This window comes from Sphingobacterium sp. WM (genome assembly GCF_029542465.1).
GTDB classification, from domain to species: domain Bacteria; phylum Bacteroidota; class Bacteroidia; order Sphingobacteriales; family Sphingobacteriaceae; genus Sphingobacterium; species Sphingobacterium cellulitidis.
Genome location: NZ_CP120709.1, coordinates 492,286 through 510,735 on the forward strand (window position 1 = coordinate 492,286; position 18,450 = coordinate 510,735).

The window sequence follows — 18,450 nt, forward strand, 5'->3', positions numbered from 1 at the left end:
ATCAGAGGCTTTTAGAAATTTCGTTTGTTAGGATTTCAAAATCTTGTACGGTTAAGCGTTCAGCTCTTAATTCGTAAAGTGGATTATCGCTCATTCTATCTTTCGGTACAACGGCTGAAAGGGCATTTCTCAATGTTTTTCTTCTTTGATTAAAGCCAGCTTTCACTACTCTCCAGAAAAGTTTTTCATCGCAATCAAGGGTTTCACGGTTATTTCTAACCATTCTCATAACACCGGAAAGTACTTTTGGCGGTGGATTGAATGCTCCAGCTTTCACTGTAAAGAGATAGGAAACATCATAATAAGCCTGTAAAAAGACGCTTAGAATGCCATATTCCTTACTTCCAGGTTTTGCGACACAACGTTCAGCGACTTCTTTTTGAAACATGCCAACCATTTCGATCACCCGATTTCTTTCTTCAAGGACCTTAAATAAGATTTGCGAGGAAATATTATAAGGGAAGTTGCCGATAACAGCCATTTTTTCGCCGAAATATTTATTGAAATCCAGGGTTAGAAAATCACCATGAATTAATCGGTTTCCAAGTTCAGGGTATTTATCAGCTAAATATTCAATAGATTCATCATCCACATCGATCAGGAAAGTTTCGTATGCTTGATTTTGAAGGAGGAAATCTGATAGTACGCCCATACCTGGTCCAACTTCCAATACCTGATTGAATCCCAAGGAAGGAGTTAATGCTTCAACAATTCGTTGTGCTGCATTTTTATCGTTAAGGAAATGCTGACCTAAATGTTTTTTTGCGCGTACAGAACTCATAGAGAATATTTGACACAAAGATAGTGTTTTTTAAGACAGGAGGATTTCAATATGGGCTTCCATTTGCATGTTAATAGCAAATGAGCCCTAATGTTTATGATTTTTTGCTATTTTTGACTGTATCTAAAAGCATTGACGATGAGTGAAAAACTAAAAATTGGCATTTCAGTAGGTGATATTAACGGAATCGGTTTAGAAGTGATTATTAAATCATTGATGGATAATCGCGTTATGGATTTCTTCACACCCATAGTTTATGGCAATACGAAGGTTGCTTCATTTCACCGGAAGGCAATTGGCGTGAATGATTTCAGTTTTAATGTGATTAATTCTGCAGATCAGGCAAATTCAAAGCGTCCAAACATGATCAACTGTTGGCAGGAAGATGTAAAGATAACCTTGGGCGAACAGAATGAAATTGGTGGAAAATATGCTTTCATCTCCCTAGAGAAAGCTACTGAGGATTTAAAAGCCGGATTAATTGATGCGTTGGTTACTGCGCCAATCAATAAGCATAATATTCAACAGGAAGGTTTTAATTTTCCTGGCCATACGGAGTATTTGCAAGCTGCTTTTGGGGCGAAGGATGTGTTGATGTTTATGGTCAGTGATGAGCTTCGAGTAGGTGTTGTTACTGGACATATTCCTGTGAAGGAGGTTGCTTCTTCCATCACCGAAGATAGCATTCTACATAAATTGAGAATGATGAATGAAAGTCTGAAGAAGGACTTTTGGATTCAGAAGCCAAAGATTGCTGTGTTGGGATTAAATCCACATGCTGGCGATGATGGGTTGATAGGAACGGAGGATAAGGATATCATCAGACCAGCGATTGAGAAGGCTAATGAGGAGGATATTTTCTGCTTTGGACCTTTTCCTGCAGATGGATTTTTTGCAGGCGATGCTTACACTAAATTCGATGCAGTATTGGCCATGTATCATGATCAAGGCCTAATACCATTTAAACATATTGCTTCACGCAATGGAATTAACTTTACGGCAGGACTACCAGTTGTTCGTACTTCACCAGACCATGGTACTGGATATGATATTGCTGGAAAGAATCTGGCATCCCATGCTTCCTTCTTAGAGGCGATATTTGAGGCCGTTCATATTGTAAATAGACGTAGAGAGCAAGAAGTTTTAACCGAAAACCCATTGGCTTTCCGTAGATTATCGAAAGATAGGGACTAAGTTCCTATTTGATTTTACATAGGCGTCCATCTGTTTACTATAAAATTCATTACTTTTGCACTTTGTTGCTATGAGTGAGAATTTAAGTCATCCCATATTTTCCATAATAAGAGAATTAGCCCATCAGGAAGGGGTTTCCTGTTTTGTGATTGGCGGTTATGTTCGTGATCGGATTATGGGCCGACCATTTAAGGATGATATCGATATCCTTGTTCTAGGGAGTGGGATTGATTTTGCGAATAAATTAGGAGAAAAACTACATACTAAAGTTGCTGTTTATAAGTCTTTTGGTACCGCGATGTTGGTATACGAGGGCTTACAAGTGGAGTTTGTGGGAGCTCGTAAAGAGTCCTATCGTAAAGATTCCAGAAAGCCAATAGTGGAAGATGGAACCTTAGAAGACGATCAAAATCGCCGTGATTTCACAATCAATGCGATGGCATTTTCACTGAATGAAAGTGATTATGGAGCATTGATAGATCCATTCAATGGCGTTGATGATATCCAGAATCGCGTAATCAAAACCCCTTTAGCACCAGATATTACATTTTCCGATGATCCTCTTCGGATGATGCGTGCAATCCGCTTTGCTACTCAGCTAAATTTTAAGATAGACGGGGTAGCATTGAATGCGATTTGTGAACAAGCAGATCGGATTCAAATTATCTCTAAAGAAAGAATCACCGACGAATTAAATAAAATTATTTTAGCGGAAAAGCCATCCATTGGTTTCAAGTATTTATTTGATACAGGTTTATTGGAGAAAATATTTCCGGCCATGTATCAGTTATACGGTGTGGAATACGTTGATGGAAAAGGGCATAAGGATAATTTTTATCATACCTTGGAAGTTTTGGATAATGTGGCAGAGATGTCAAATGACCTATGGCTTCGTTGGGCTGCGATTATGCATGATATTGCGAAACCAGCTACGAAAAGGTTTGATAAGAAAGTGGGCTGGACATTTCACGGGCATGAAGACCGAGGAGCGAAAATGGTTCCTAAATTATTTGCTGAACTTAAGCTGCCCTTGAATGAGAAGATGAAGTTTGTCCAGAAACTGGTGATGCTTCATTTGCGGCCGATTGTTTTGGCGAAGGATATCGTTACGGATTCAGCGGTTCGTAGGCTTCTTTTTGAAGCAGCGGATGACATTGATGATTTGATGCTGTTATGTCATGCTGATGTAACAACTAAAAATGAATACAAAAAACGAAAATACCGGGATAACTTTGAGCTAGTTAAGCAAAAGTTGAAGGACGTTGAAGAGCGGGATCACCTTCGGAATTGGCAGCCACCTATTGATGGTGAGGACATTATGGAGACCTTTGGTATTGGGCCAGGGAAGCATGTCGGTATGATCAAGAAGGCAATTCGAGAAGCGATCCTAGAGGGTGATATTCCTAATTCGCGTGAGGAAGCTCTAGCCTTTATGGTAGAAAAAGGAAAAACATTGGGCTTAACCAAGGTTTGAAGGAATTGATTTTTTAAAAAAATATGTAATTTTAAGCTTGAATTAAAGCTAGTCCTATTAAATACATTTTATTAACATGGCGATTTATAGATTTAGAATAACTTTTGAAGACTACGAGGATGTTTACAGGGAAATTGACATGCCTTCAAAAAGTACATTTTTGGATTTACACACACAGATTCAGAAAACTACAGGCTATGAACTGGAGCGTTCTTCATCCTTTTACGTAAGTAATGATCAATGGAAGAAAGGGACTGAAATTGCTTATTTGCCAAATGACAGAAAAAAAGCATCTGGCGTATTGAATGTTGAGGAGATCCGTTTAAGTAAATTTATTGATGATCCACATCAGAAATTCTATTACACGTATAACTTTGACCGTCCTTATGATTTTCATGTTGAATTAATAAAGATTTTGAAAGAGGAGGAAGGCAAAGAATATCCAGCTATCTTCAAGAAAGTTGGGGAAGCTCCAAGAAATTTAACAGCGGCGAATTTTCCAATTACAGCGGAAGAAGACGATGATGATGACTTCGTGCCAGAGGAAACTGAAGAGTATGGAGTAGATGAGGAGGATGATTATGATATGTTTGATGATGAGGAGGGTGAAGAGTCAGAAGGAGAATCGAACAAGTCTAATCAAGATGATTATTAAGAAATAATAGATAAAATTTTTGAATAGATGATAGAGCTATCTATCATCTATTTTTTTTGATATAAAGCTGGATATTTGGCAAGGAAAAATGGAAATGAGTAGACAAAAGACATTAATCGTTGTTGTTGGACCTACGGCTGTTGGGAAAACGGCATTGGCAATTGAATTGGCTAATCATTTTAAGACCTCGATTATTTCTGCGGATTCGAGACAATTTTATCGGGAGATGAACATTGGAACAGCCAAGCCTGACCAGGAAGAATTGGCACAAGCACAACATTATTTTATCAATTCTCATTCGATTACCGAAGATTATACCGCCGGTGACTATGAAAGGGAAGCCTTGATCCGGTTGGCAGTGCTTTTTAAAAGTTGTGATACCGTGGTTGCTGTTGGGGGGTCTGGATTGTTTGTTCGAGCATTGACCGAAGGATTGGATGATCTACCGAAAGCTCCAGAGGAAACCCGAGAAAAACTAAATGAATGGTTTCGTAATGAAGGCCTGGAACCATTAAAGCAGCGCTTGCAGGAAATCGATCCGGACTATTACAGTAGAGCAGATATTGATAATCCACAGCGTGTTATTCGTGCTATTGAAGTATATGAAGCATCCGGATTGCCGATTTCACATTTTTTGAAAAATCAAAAGCCAAATCGTTCGTTTCAAGTTATTACGATTGGGTTAAATACGGATAGAGAGCTATTATATAATAGAATCAACCAACGAGTAGACTTAATGATGGCCGCAGGCTTACTTGATGAAGTCAAATCGTTGATAGACTATAGAGATAAACCTGCCTTACTCACGGTAGGCTATGCGGAGATATTTGACTATCTAGATGGTCATATTAGCTTGGAGGATGCAGTTTCTCAGATCAAGCAGAATTCTCGTCGCTATGCAAAGAGACAAATTACCTGGTTTAAGAAATATGGAAATACCGTATGGTTTGAGCCAAATGAAAAGGATAAAATTATTGCTTATTTGGAAGAGCAATTACAAGATTGAATAAAATAGAAATAGCCCAGGGATGGGCTATTTCTGCTTAATAGTGTATACTTACTAATAGTTAGATGGATTAGTCTTGTTAATATTTCATCAACTTTACATACTTCTAAAAACCTTTCTTTGTCCCTAATTTATGCTTGATAAACAAGCCATAATTATTGATTATTTTATTCAAAATCGATTAAATATAATATTGGATAGGGGGTTGAATTTCGATTTTCATATTTGATGTATAGATAGTGTTGGATGACGTATTTCAAAGATATTGGTAAATCAGGTATAAGAAAATACCTGTTTACAGGTATTTCTGTTCAGAATAATGTTACGAAAACCATTTCGCTATTAACGCAATCGATTGTTAGGGTTTGGTCAACCTGATTTGTTTATCTTAGAATATTTTTAAATCTAAAATATGAACTCTATTTTTAGAAAGCGTTGCTTCTTAATCCCGTTAGTTTTATTTACGTATCAATTGACATTGGCGCAATCCAGAGTTGAAGAATCATTCAATGATGGCTGGAAATTCTATAAAGCCAATAATTCTACATTTTTTACTGATTTTGATAATGGTCAGAAATACTTTGAGAGCCAAGGACAGTGGACCAAATTAGAAGTTTGGGAGGATGTGAATCTTCCACATACCTATAATAAGGATGATATGCAGAAAGACCGTAATTTCTATGAAGGGAAAGCGGTTTATCAGAAGACCTTTACTCCAGCAGAGTCAGACCAAAACCGTAGGACCTTTTTGAAATTTGAAGGCGTAGGTGCGGTTGCTCAACTTTTTGTCAATGGCAATTACATTGGAGAACACAAAGGAGGATACTCCATGTTCACTTTTGAAATAGGTCATTCTATCAATTACGGAAAGGAGAATACCATAACTGTGATTACAGATAATAAATCCAGAAGGGATATCATTCCTATCAATCATTTCTTATTCCCGGTATATGGAGGTATTTATAGACCAGTACATTTGATCAGTACCAACAAAACCAACTTTGTAGTAACGGATCAAGCTTCACCCGGAGTTTTTATTAGACAAAAAAATGTCTCCAAACAATCTGCAGATATTCATGTAGAAGCGAAATTAGAAACACGTGAAAAGGTTTATCAAGATGTGGAGTTTGTTGTAGAAATAAAGGATAATACCGGAAAGGTCGTTGAAACTAAAAAACAGGCAATCAAAATTTCTCCACAAGGATATACTTACATCAATGAGGTTATCAAATTAAAATCACCGCATTTATGGGATGGGGTTAGAGATCCATACCTCTATTCTATTGAAAGTAAAATAGTATCAAAGGGGCAAGAGTTAGATGTTGTTAAACAGCCTCTGGGAGTACGCAGCATAGAACTGATTGCAGGTAAAGGGGTCTTTTTAAATGGTAAAAAGTATCCAATGTATGGAGTAACAAGACATCAGGATCGTGAGGGTTTTGGGTCTGCCTTGAGCTTTGAGCAACATAAGGAAGATATGATGATGATTAAAGAAATGGGTGCTACGACGATTCGTTTGGCCCACTATCAACAATCTTCGGATGTATATGCTTTGGCGGATTCAATCGGATTCCTTACATGGGCAGAGATTCCATTTGTAAACCGCGTTTCATACTATGAGAATGACAATGCGAAACAACAAATGGCGGAATTGGTGAAACAGAATTTCAACCATCCATCCATTTATATCTGGGGTGTACACAATGAAGTTTATTCCAAAACGGCTGATGAACAAGTGCCGGTTTTATCACGTGAATTAAGTGATATTGCGAAGACTTTGGATCCCGATCGTTATACCGTTGCTGTTTCAGGTTACAATGTGATTGACCGTCCTGATAACCTAAGTACAGATGTACAAGGGATCAATCATTATTTTGGGTGGTATGGTGGTAAGATCGAAGATCTTGGTCCTTGGGCTCAAAAAGTACAGAAGGATTTTCCGGAGTATAAAATCATTTTATCGGAGTATGGTGCAGATGGGAATATTGATATTGGTCAGGAAGAGCTGGAGGCACCTAAGGATGTTGTAACTGGAAAATCTTTTCCAGAGAACTATCAAACGGAAACCCATATTCAACAATGGGCGGCCATTGAAAAGAACCCTATTATCCTAGCATCGTATTTATGGAATAGTTTTGAGTTTGCCGTACCGGCATGGAACCGTGGGGGTGTGAATGCGCGGAATTTAAAAGGATTGATCACCTTCGATAGAAAGAGAAAAAAGGATTCATTCTATTGGTATAAAGCAAACTGGAACCCTGAGCCAATGATCTATTTGGCAAACAGAAGGGATAATATGAGAACTCACAAACAGACGAAAATTCAATTGTTCTCCAATCTTTCAAAAGTGCAGGTACTGGTAAATGGGAAAGAATATACAGCTAAACCTGGGGTAAATAGCAAACATTGGGTAGTAGATGCTGTGGAGTTAAAGACCGGAGAAAATATCATTCAGGCGAAAGGAAAGAGCGGAGAAAAGGAATTGACAGATGAAATGATCTGGAACTTGAAATAAACCATTATTTTATGAAAAGAATAGTAAAACCGACTTTATTAGGTTTAGCCATATTATTAAGCCAGCAATCCTACGGTCAATGGACAGGTCCGAAGGTAAAACCGACGAATCATACGGAGGTGAAGTATGGTACTTTGACACCGAAACACCGTACAGATCCGGCAATGGAAGCTTTTAGAAATTATGGGCTCGGACAGTTCATCCATTGGGGATTGTATGCTATTCCGGGAAATGAATGGGAAGGGGTAAGTGCGAGAAAAGGTGCTGCAGCATCGGAGTGGATTAGAACCTGGTCAGGACCTACTGCACCAAAGAATTGGAAAGAAACCTATGATAACCTTTATAAGCAGTTTAATCCAAAGGATTTTGATGCCCATAAATGGGCTAAACAGGCGAAGGACATGGGAGCCAAGTACATGATATTTACCACCAAGCATCATGATGGATTTGCCTTATGGCCAACAAAATATTCAAGCTACAATATTAGTAAATCGCCATATAAGAAGGACATTGTAAAAGAGGTGGTGGATGCTTATACAGCGGAGGGAATCGACGTTTATTTATACTTTTCTATCCTGGAGTGGAATAACCCAGATTATCTGAGTAAGGAGCCTAAAACAGAAGAGGAAAAGAAAAGATTCAATAAATTCTTACAATATACCAAAAACCAATTGCTGGAGTTGTTGAAAAACTATCCCCAAATCAAAGGGTTTTGGTTTGATGGTACTTGGGACCAATCGTGGGTGAAGGCCTATGACTTCACCTATAATTTAGAAAAGGAACTTCGTGAGAAGCATCCTGGTCTAATTATCGGATCTAGATTCAGAAATGATGAGCATGGGAAAAGACACTTTGATAGCAACGGGGAAATTCTAGGGGATTATGAGCAAGGATGGGAAAGGAAGCTTCCTCAGGAATACGAATGGATAGAAGGAAATGATTGGGATGCCGTGATGACGATTCCGCCAAATGGTTGGGGTTATATGAAAGATTGGTCAGGAATCTATACCAAGAGTACTGATGATATTCTCGATATGCTTATGCATACGGTTTCTTTGAATGGAAACTTCGTGTTGAACTTTGGTCCTGATGGTAATGGATTAATGCATCCAGGGGAGGATAAAGTGGCTGCTGAGCTAGCTGAGTGGATGAAGATAAATTCAGAAGCTGTTTATGGAGTGAGACATGTTGATCTTCCGAAAACAAAGCTTGGTTATCTAACACAAAAGGATAAAAATTTATACCTCACGGTATTCAATAGGTCAGTAAACAATATTGCCAGAATTGCTATTCCTAAAAAATCAAAAGAAGTGCCGGTAAGTGCAGTATTATTAGCTAATGGCCAAAAACTTGAAGTCAAACATGCTGATATCGGTTTAGATCTCGATAAGAACACTTACTATGATGTAATAATTCCTAGCGAATTTACTTCCAAGAGAGCATTTGTCATTAAGATGGAGATGGGAGTAGCTTCTTCAGAAGCGGAAAAGCTGATGGATGCAAAAATGTAAAAAGTAATTATAAATATTTTATTAAGTAAAAAAAAACCGGCTGTTCATTTGAACAGCCGATTTCTTTTCTATTACAATTTTACCATTTAGGATTTTGCTCGATTTTATTATTTATTGCGATTTCCTGAGTTGGAATAGGCCATAAATAATCTTTCTCGGGGTCGAACTTCCTTAGATTAGCATCCTGAAGAATAATATTCCCTTTGCTATCTACTGGTGTTGTTGCTGACCATTTTTCTCCTGAGTTATTTAAGAATTCACTAAATAAATAACTTCCCATTAAAGGTTTTTTCATTTCAATCTCTGCTGTTTTCCAACGAATCAGATCCCAATAGGCAAACCCTTCATAAGCCAATTCTACCAGTCTTTCACGACGGATTTCCTCTCTCATGTTCAAGGCGTTTGTATTGACAAATTGGTTGCTCAATTTTGGCATATCAACAAAATTTGGTTGTTCTGCCGTACCGATATTTATTTGAGGTAAACGACCTCTTAATAAATTGATTGTAAGATCTAGATCTGCATCAGTAATGCTTTCATTTAGTTCGTAGGTTGCTTCCGCATAGATTAATAATACCTCAGCATATCTCAAAACCGGTTTGTCAATAAATGATGACTGCAGATTCCAGAATTCCTTGTTTGCATATTTACGGATTCCATAACCACTGCGATGTTGTCTTGGGTTAGGAAGGGTATAGTTACTGCTAGAAATAAATTCATCACCTGGTTTGAAAAGGGTGAAGCTCATCCGTGGATCTTTTTTGTTGAAATATTCTATATATTTCATATCCTTGTTAGGTTCCACATATAACTTAGACTTCGTAATTGGAAGACCATCAGCCATCAAGTAATTGTCTACAAAGTTCTGCGTAGGAAGGATATTGCTACCTTCATAATAGCGTTGTACCGCAGTGCTGGTTACACTATTCTCACGGTTTACACCATATTGTCTAACAATGATATTTTCCTTGTTTGCTGACCCTTCACCTGCCAATTGGAATAGGTTAAAATAAGCATCATCTGTTCTTTCACCTTTAGATCCAGTCTTCGCCTGAGTGAATAAGGAGTGTTGTTTGGAATCCATTACTTCCTTTGCTGCATCCCTAGCAATGGTTAAATGTTTTTTAGCATCCCCGTATTTATGGAATTTCTCTCTAGTTCCTTCAAATAATGCAACTCTAGCTTTAAAAGCAAGGGCAGCAGTTTTTGAAATGCGACCATATTCTTTGGCTGATACTAACTCGCTGCTTGATCTCAAGTATTGGATGGCAACATCTAGATCCTTTAAGATTAAATCAAGAATTTCAGCCCTTGAAGCTCTAGCAGAGAATACTTCCGGATCACCGATTTTAAGGGTTTTTGTAATCATTGGAACTCCTCCGAATCGCTTGAACATTTCGTAATAAAAAGTTGCACGGAAGAAATGAGCTTCGCCGATATACCAATTTACTTCCGTCTCAGCAGCTCCTTTTTCAAGGACTTTAGGAGCATTTTCGATTAATTTGTTGGCTTGGAAGATTCCATAATAATTGTAATCTCCACTTGTCGGAGGAGTAGCTCTTGAACCATCACTAATTCCTGTTCCCGATCCGCTATTGGAATATCCATAACTTGACCAAACATCCTCCGATACATCTCCTGAAGTTAAGCCTGGAAGAGTCGTGTAGAAGTAGTTTGCTGCCATTCTTAAATCACTGACTGTATTCCAGTAATTTCCGTCATTCATGCTAGTCTCTGGAATTTCGTTGACATCACATGAACTGATCCCTGTAAAGATCAAGGATCCTATAATTAAATAAATAAATCTCTTTTTCATAATTTCAATCTTATAAATCGATATTCAATCCAAATGAAACCGTTGATGCAAAAGGATAAGGTGATACTTTACCATCCTCAGGTCTAATTTCCGGGTCGATTGCTCCTTTGAATACTCCTAATTTTGAAACAGTTAGAAGGTCTTCAGCTGACACATAAAGGCGTACTCGCTCAAATGGAAGTTTTGCAAATTGTGCTTTTGATAAAGAATAGCCCAATTGAACATTCTTTAATCTAGCATATGCTCCACTTAAATACCATTTATCTGAATTTTGGAAGTTGTGGCTACCTTCTAAAAATGGTCTTGGGAAAGCCGCATTTCTATTGTCTTCTGTCCAGTAATCCATTTGGAAATCCATTGGTAGATACCAAGAATATAATTGTGGTTGAATCAACTCATTGCTTGGTTTTAAAAGACGTTTACCAATCCCTTGGATGAAAAATGAAAAGTCGAAATTCTTATATCCTAAATAGGCGTTGATACCAAACTGATATCTTGGATTTGTGTCTCCTAAATAAATTAAATCCCCTGTATCACCTAGAGTATTTCCTCCCGGAGTGATTTTACCATCGCCATTAAGGTCTATGTATTTCACATCACCAAGGCCCGGTACTCCATTTTTGTTGATAAATTGTGCGTAGCTAGGAGCATTTTGTAATTCACTTTCAGATTGGAAATAACCATCGGTTTTATAAACCCAAACTGAATTCATTGCATAGCCTTCAACTAGTTTGTTTGAACCTGTATAGACAACGTTGTTTGCTCCGCCATAATGGATAAGTCTGTTTTTGTTATCCGCTAAACTCACACCGACATTATAGTTGAAATCACCTACCTGGTCTCTATAACCAAGGCTGGCTTCCCATCCCCAAGTTTTTAACCTACCATCGTTTGACTTTGGAATTGCAATACCAAGGGTTGCTGGTAAACTTAAGCTAACCAACATGTTGTTGTTATACTTTTGATAGTAATCAAAAGATCCAAATAATTTGCGATTTAATAAGCTGAAATCAAGACCTAAATTTCGCGTTTCAATGGTTTCCCAAGTGATCGCCTGAGCAGGAATTGCAGACTGGTATAAGTAGGTTTGTTTGATGTCATTCAACAATAAGTTTGAATTTGTACTCAATTGTGCAATGTAATCATAGAATCCAACTCCGATTTTAGAACCCACTTTACCCCATGAGATTCTTGGTTTTAACTCATTGATAAAAGGTGTTGCTCCTTGGAACCATTCCTCTTTAGCAACATTCCATCCTAGAGAGTATGAAGGGAATACTTTCCTTCTAATATCTGGCGACAATCTTGAACTTTCATCACTACGGAAAGTAGCTTCAAAAAGGTATTTTTCTTTGTAATTATAGTTGAAACGACCAAAAAAGGATTGTACTTTCTCTCTTTGCGCCCCTTGATTATGCGATTTATTCAATGGGTCTGAAGTAAAATTCAAGCTAGGGCTGTCATTTACATATAGGTTTTTCGTAGAAGCCGTAATATATTGATAATCGTGATCATAGAACTGATAACCTCCCAATACATGGAAATTATGGTTTTCAGCAATTGTAAGGTCATAATCAACTAAGGCCTGTACATTTTGCTTCAGCGTTTTATAATTCGTAATTGAGTAGGAATTAGGGTTGTTTAACTGCGTTTTACTTTTTGCAGTTGGCCCAGAATAATAATCTACAGTCCTTCTGAAGTTACGGTTTTGTAAATCGATACTTTCGCGGCTATACATCAACCTAACCTCTAATCCTTTTACTAAATTATTGACCGTCGCAGTAACGTTATTGAAGTAAGTTCTTTTTAAATCATCATTAAAACCACCATCTTTCATCAATGCATAACCAAACGCAGAGGATGTTCCACTTCTATAATAAGTTCCATCTTCGTTATAGATTGGGAATCTCATTCTAGAGGAATAAAACTGACGTAAAATAGAGTTACCTCCACCGTCTATAGAATAGCCTCCATCCTGTGGGTTATCTGTTTTTTGATTAATGAATGCATTTCCAATATCCAATTTCAAATAATCAGTCACTTGTGCTGAAATATTTGCCCTTGCATTGATTCTTGAAAATTTATCATCACCTACTTTGAACATACCATTTTGGGTCATATTTCCCAATGATGCCATATAGGTAATCTTTTCACTACCCCCTGTGAACTGGATGTTGTTGTTGTAGATATTATATTTCTTTTGAATAACTTGATCCAAGATATTCTCTTGGTTATAAGTTCTCCATAGGTCGTTTGAACCTAAAACGAATGTAGGACCATTAACAGCATAATTTAGATCTTCCTCGTTATATTCCTCAGCGATTCCCGCATTTTTACGCGCTAGGTTAACATAATTCATTTCATCGATCAAGGAAAGTCTGTCTGGCATTGATCCAGGTCTTTGAATCCCTAAATTGCTGGAAAGAGAGATTCTACCTTTTCCTGATTTACCTTTTTTGGTGGTTACTAAAATCACACCTCCTGAAGACGCCGCTCCATAGATTGCTGTCGCACCACCATCTTTCAAGATGCTGATATTCTCTACATCACTCGGATTTAAGGCAACAAATGTTTCTTCAGAACTAATTACTCCGTCGATTACAACAAGTGGTGACACCGAACCGTTAGCAGAAGTTTCCCCACGGACGGAGATGTTCAAACCTTGGCCTCCTGGTCTACCTGAATTTCTGGTAACCACCAATCCTGGTGCAGCGCCTTGAAGCATGTTCGTAATGGTTGGAGAGGGCCTGTTTTGTAGAACTTTAGGGTCAACCTGTGATACAGCACTCGTTAAATGCGATTTCTTTTGGGTACCATATCCTACAACGACAACCTCATCCAATACATCTTCAGAGGAGTCCAAGATCACATTTTTAGCATTAGATGCCGATACGCTCTTCGTTGTATATCCAATAAACGAAAAACTTAAAACGGACGAGCTGCTTGAAACGGCAATGCTGAATTTACCATTTGCATCTGTAGAGGTGCTTTTGTTCTCATTTTGGACAGTAACAGTTACGCCTGAAAGCGGGTTACCATCTTTGTCTTTTACAGTTCCAGATACTTCGGTTTGTAATGATTTATTAAACGTAATATTTGCGTAATTACGCGAAATTTCAATTTTCCCTTCATTCCCGAATGTTGCGGTTGCGAAGAGTAGCGAGGGTGATAATAAAGCTAAATGAATAAATGCTTTAGACCACCTCACTTTAGTAAAGTAGTGATTTTTGTTCATTTCATTTCTGATCAATAGTTGTTAAGAGTTATTTGGCTATTTCGCAATAATGGTAGGAAAGTTATTTAAGAATGAAAGAATGGCTACTCAACACAAACGTTTGTGTTACTTACGAAAACGATTGAGCCTAGACGGTATTTTAACATTATTTTCAAGGAAATTGAAGATTTGATTTCCTTAATAATTAAAAATTTGAATTTTCTTATTGGTGATTTAAGTCGCTTAAAAACAGGCGTTTTTACAAATAAAAAAAGACCATCAAATTTGATGGTCTTTATATGAAGATGTAGATCTGTAAATTATTTAACAATGAAGTTCCATCCAAATGGATCCTCAATTTTACCATATCTTAAATCGTTCAAGTAGGCAAGTACTTTATTGGAGAACTCACGGCCTTCAACCGGAGGTAATTTGTAATCTTGACCATTAAATCCAATTCTATCAATATGGGTAATAGTAGCAGCTGTACCAGCAGCAAATGCTTCGGTTACTGTTCCTGCTTCAATACCTTCCAATAGCTCTTGAACAGATACTTTTCTTTGTTCAGCTTTATAACCCCATTTTTCCGCAAGTTCCATAATGGTTCTTCTGGTTACACCATGTAAGATTGTGTCACCATGAGGAGTAATAATAGTATCACCAATGCGGAAGATTAAGTTTGCTGTACCAGCTTCCTCGATATATTTATGTTCCAATGCATCTGTCCACATGATTTGATCATACCCTTCGTTGTTCGCCAACTGAGTAGGATATAGGGAAAGGGCATAATTACCAGCATTTTTAGAAAATCCAACACCACCTTCAGCAGCACGTGTGTAATGAGTTTCTACTTTTAAACTGATTGGTTTGCTGTAATAAGCTCCAACAGGACAGGTAATAATAATAAATTTATAAGATTTCGATGGATGTACTCCTAAAGCAGCTTCTGTCCCGAACATAAATGGACGGATGTATAAGGCTGTTCCTTCTTTCGATGGAATCCAATTGCGATCTACATCTAATAATTTTTTCAATCCATCCATGAAAATCTCTTCAGGGACTTCTGGCATCTCTAATCTTCTCGCGGATTTATTAAAACGCTCCCAGTTTTTGTCTGGACGGAAGATACTTACTGTTCCATCTTGAAATTTATAACCTTTAATACCTTCAAAAATGGCTTGACCATAATGTAAAGCTGACATCGATGGGCTAACACTCAGGTTTCCGTAAGGTACAATTTTTACATCTTCCCATTGTCCGTTGTCATAATTGGCAACCAACATATGGTCAGACATTATTTTACCAAATACTAAATTATCAAAGTCTACTTGTGAAATTCTTGATTGTTGTGTAGGCTCTACTTGAATAGTGAAATTTTCTATGGCACTCATATCAAAAAGAATATTTATTGCTGTGCAATTTAGGGAAAAATATTAAAAGCTTTATTGAATTCTGGATTATTAATGATTCCTATTTCATATTCCTTCCATTTGTTCCTGTATTTCTTATAAATCAGGCTATTTTATTTAAAATGAAATATGTATGTTTTCCTATCCATAACTGTATACAGTTTGCTATACTGAGAAACTGCTGAAATCGATTGTTAAAGGATTTCTTACCAGTTTTATTTCTCGGTACAATATTTGGATTAGGGCTTATGCTTTTTAGCAAGCAAATGAAAAGGAGAACGAACCAATTATTGGCGTTATAAAGAGGGGATAATGGATGTGCTAAATTTTTAAGGACATCGATATTCATTCTACTCTTTTTTTCAAAAATTAAAAGGCATGTAATTAAAGGTTTAACTAACAAATCCAAAAAATGGAAAGAGAATCGACTGATTTAAATGCTCAAGCCGCTCCGACAGTAGGAGTATGGAAATTTATCCTAGGTTTTTTTATCTACCTATATAAAACAGCAATTCGTCCTTAATTTCACATTGGGACGACATGAAACAAAGCAAAGCCAAATTGGCTAAACAATAGCTATTAAGAAGCTTGGATTAACTTTAAGAGTGGGTCTAAGTATTCTCTGTTATTAGCAAGGCGAGGTACCTTATTCTGACCGCCTAATTTACCCCTACTTTTCATCCACATATAGAAACTACCTTTCCTAGCTTGATTTATTATCGGGAATGAAAGTGCCATGTTTTTATATCGTTTCGCATCATAATCCGAATTTATCTCTCGAAGGGTTGCATCTAAGATTTCTCCAAATCGTTGGAAGTTATCCGGTTCTTGCTCAAATTCAATAATCCACTCATGTGCACCGGCAGTTTTATCATTGAAATAAACTGGTCCTGCTGTATAATCTTGAATCGTAGCTCCTGTTGCTTTACAAGCGACTTCTAAAGCCTGATCAGCATTATCTACAATGACTTCTTCACCAAAGGTGTTGATGTATTGCTTGGTTCTTCCTGAAATTTGAAAACGATATGGGGAAAGTGAGGTGAATTTAATGGTATCTCCGATTTTATATCGCCAAAGCCCTGCATTGGTAGAAATAATCAAAGCATAGTTCTTGCCTAATTCCACTTCATGTAAACACAATGTTTTTGGGTTTTCTTCATGGATTTGATCCATCGGTAAGAATTCGTAGTAAATTCCATAATCCAACATTAACAGCAGATCCTCGGAATCAGAACGATCCTGAAGGCCAAAATAACCTTCTGAAGCATTGTAGTTCTCCAGATAGTACATGTTGTCCGAAGGGATTAGCTTTTTGAATTGCTCTCGGTATGGTCTGAAGCTCACACCTCCATGACTGTAGAATTCTAAATTTGGCCAAACCTCCAAAAGGTTGTCTTTGCCTGTTATTTCAAGGATTCGATTCGCCATGACCATGTTCCATGTCGGCACACCTGCTAAACTCGTTACGTTTTCTTTGATGGTAATTTGAGCGATTTGCTCTATTTTCTCTTCAAAGTTGGGGTTTAAAGTGACCTCAATATTTGGAGTCCTTTTAAATTCTGCCCAAAATGGAAGGTTTCGGATAAGGATGGAAGATAAATCTCCATAGTAGGAATCAGGGCTAAAGTTATTGATCTGGGAAGATCCCCCGATAACCACCGATTTACCCATAAAAACCTTATTCTCGGGTTTGTTATGACAAAAAATCGAAAGCATATCCTTACCACCTTGGTAATGACATTCTTCCAAAGATTCAATGCTAACAGGAATAAACTTACTTCGGTCAGAGGTAGTTCCTGAAGATTTCGCAAACCATTTAATATCTGAAGGCCATAATATATTCTGTTCGCCCTTGATCATCCGATCCACATAGCCTTTAATATCATCATAGTCCTGAATCGGAACTCGATTCTTGTATTCTTCGGGAGTATAGATGCTATTATAACCATATTTTTTCCCCCATTCTGTTGCTTCTGCAGCTGAAATAAGGCTTTGAAACCACTCATCTTGAACATCATGGGGATACTTCATGAACAAATCAATCTGATGCATCCGCTTTTTCATTATCCAAGTAAAAAGAGAATTCAATAAAGCCATAGGGTATTCAGGATATTTAGGTTTTTAGAATTTTTTACGTCTTAATTCGAAGTGTCTACCCAAATAAAATTTACGGGCAAGTTCATTATCCGCAATTTCTTCTGGCGTACCTGTTAACATGATTTTACCTTCTGTCAATAGGTAGGCTCTATCTGTAATAGAAAGGGTTTCTTGAACGTTGTGGTCGGTAATAAGGATCCCGATATTTCTAGTTTTAAGTTTTGCAACGATAGTTTGGATTTCTTCCACGGCAATAGGGTCAACCCCTGCAAATGGCTCATCCAAAAGAATAAAGTGTGGATTTGCAGCTAAGGCACGGGCAATCTCGGTCCGCCTACGCTCACCACCGGATAATAAGTCACCGCGGTTTTTTCGCACCCTATGCAAACTGAATTCCGTTAGGAGTTCCTCCAGTTTTGCCTTCCGTTCTTCCTTATTCGGATAGTGGATCTCAAGTACTGCAAGGATATTGTTCTCTACCGAAAGCTTCCGGAATACAGAGGCTTCCTGCGCCAAATAACCAATTCCTCGTTGCGCCCGCTTATACATCGGGTCTTGGGTAATCTCTAAATCATCTAAGTAAACATGGCCATCATTTGGCTTAATCAATCCTACAATCATGTAAAATGAAGTCGTTTTACCAGCTCCATTTGGCCCTAGTAACCCAACAATTTCTCCTTGTTCTACATGAAAGGAAACATCATTAACGACAGTACGTTGCTTATATTTCTTGATTAAATGTTCTGCTCTTAGAATCATGTGAATAAACCCTTATTTG

General features: G+C 37.6%; 12 protein-coding genes. 6 read left to right on the forward strand and 6 right to left on the reverse strand.

Translation table 11 applies throughout. The features are described from left to right. Position 1 precedes the first annotated feature (1 nt). The gene (rsmA, locus tag PZ892_RS02180) at positions 2 to 781 is read right to left on the reverse strand and encodes a 16S rRNA (adenine(1518)-N(6)/adenine(1519)-N(6))-dimethyltransferase RsmA (RefSeq protein WP_094255547.1); all 780 of its coding nucleotides are present in this window, start codon (positions 779 to 781) and stop codon (positions 2 to 4) included. 138 nt (positions 782 to 919) lie between these two features. Here rsmA and pdxA point away from each other — a divergent pair, with 138 nt between their 5' ends. The 6 genes from pdxA to PZ892_RS02210 all read left to right on the forward strand — a co-directional run bounded on the left by pdxA (position 920) and on the right by PZ892_RS02210 (position 9,136). Continuing rightward, a complete protein-coding gene (pdxA, locus tag PZ892_RS02185; RefSeq protein ID WP_182498007.1) occupies positions 920 to 1,975 on the forward strand; it encodes a 4-hydroxythreonine-4-phosphate dehydrogenase PdxA in 1,056 nt (351 codons plus the stop codon). A 70-nt stretch (positions 1,976 to 2,045) separates the two neighbouring features. Beyond that, positions 2,046 to 3,449, forward strand: coding sequence for an HD domain-containing protein (locus tag PZ892_RS02190; protein ID WP_094255545.1), 1,404 nt, complete (start codon positions 2,046 to 2,048; stop codon positions 3,447 to 3,449). A 76-nt stretch (positions 3,450 to 3,525) separates the two neighbouring features. Continuing rightward, positions 3,526 to 4,104: a hypothetical protein gene (locus PZ892_RS02195; protein WP_094280264.1), complete on the forward strand. Its 579-nt coding sequence runs from the start codon at positions 3,526 to 3,528 to the stop codon at positions 4,102 to 4,104. 94 nt (positions 4,105 to 4,198) lie between these two features. Further along, on the forward strand, positions 4,199 to 5,110 hold the full coding sequence (gene miaA, locus PZ892_RS02200) for a tRNA (adenosine(37)-N6)-dimethylallyltransferase MiaA (protein ID WP_182498008.1): 912 nt from the start codon (positions 4,199 to 4,201) through the stop codon (positions 5,108 to 5,110). 412 nt (positions 5,111 to 5,522) lie between these two features. Beyond that, the gene (locus tag PZ892_RS02205; RefSeq protein ID WP_182498009.1) at positions 5,523 to 7,625 is read left to right on the forward strand and encodes a glycoside hydrolase family 2 TIM barrel-domain containing protein; all 2,103 of its coding nucleotides are present in this window, start codon (positions 5,523 to 5,525) and stop codon (positions 7,623 to 7,625) included. 11 nt (positions 7,626 to 7,636) lie between these two features. Beyond that, positions 7,637 to 9,136 (forward strand): alpha-L-fucosidase, encoded by a 1,500-nt coding sequence (locus PZ892_RS02210; RefSeq protein WP_182498010.1) that lies wholly within the window; start codon positions 7,637 to 7,639, stop codon positions 9,134 to 9,136. Between the two features lie 79 nt (positions 9,137 to 9,215). Here the strand turns inward: PZ892_RS02210 and PZ892_RS02215 are convergent, their stop codons facing one another. From PZ892_RS02215 to lptB, 5 genes are all read right to left on the reverse strand, one after another. Beyond that, entirely contained in the window at positions 9,216 to 10,952 is a 1,737-nt protein-coding gene (locus PZ892_RS02215) for a RagB/SusD family nutrient uptake outer membrane protein (protein ID WP_182498011.1), read from the reverse strand. A 10-nt stretch (positions 10,953 to 10,962) separates the two neighbouring features. After that, a complete protein-coding gene (locus PZ892_RS02220; protein WP_182498012.1) occupies positions 10,963 to 14,187 on the reverse strand; it encodes a SusC/RagA family TonB-linked outer membrane protein in 3,225 nt (1,074 codons plus the stop codon). 299 nt (positions 14,188 to 14,486) lie between these two features. Then, positions 14,487 to 15,557 (reverse strand): branched-chain amino acid aminotransferase, encoded by a 1,071-nt coding sequence (locus PZ892_RS02225; protein WP_182498013.1) that lies wholly within the window; start codon positions 15,555 to 15,557, stop codon positions 14,487 to 14,489. Between the two features lie 597 nt (positions 15,558 to 16,154). Beyond that, positions 16,155 to 17,672, reverse strand: coding sequence for a GH3 auxin-responsive promoter family protein (locus PZ892_RS02230; RefSeq protein ID WP_277712040.1), 1,518 nt, complete (start codon positions 17,670 to 17,672; stop codon positions 16,155 to 16,157). A gap of 24 nt (positions 17,673 to 17,696) precedes the next feature. Then, positions 17,697 to 18,431, reverse strand: coding sequence for an LPS export ABC transporter ATP-binding protein (gene lptB, locus PZ892_RS02235; RefSeq protein WP_094255536.1), 735 nt, complete (start codon positions 18,429 to 18,431; stop codon positions 17,697 to 17,699). Between the last annotated feature and the right edge of the window lie 19 nt (positions 18,432 to 18,450).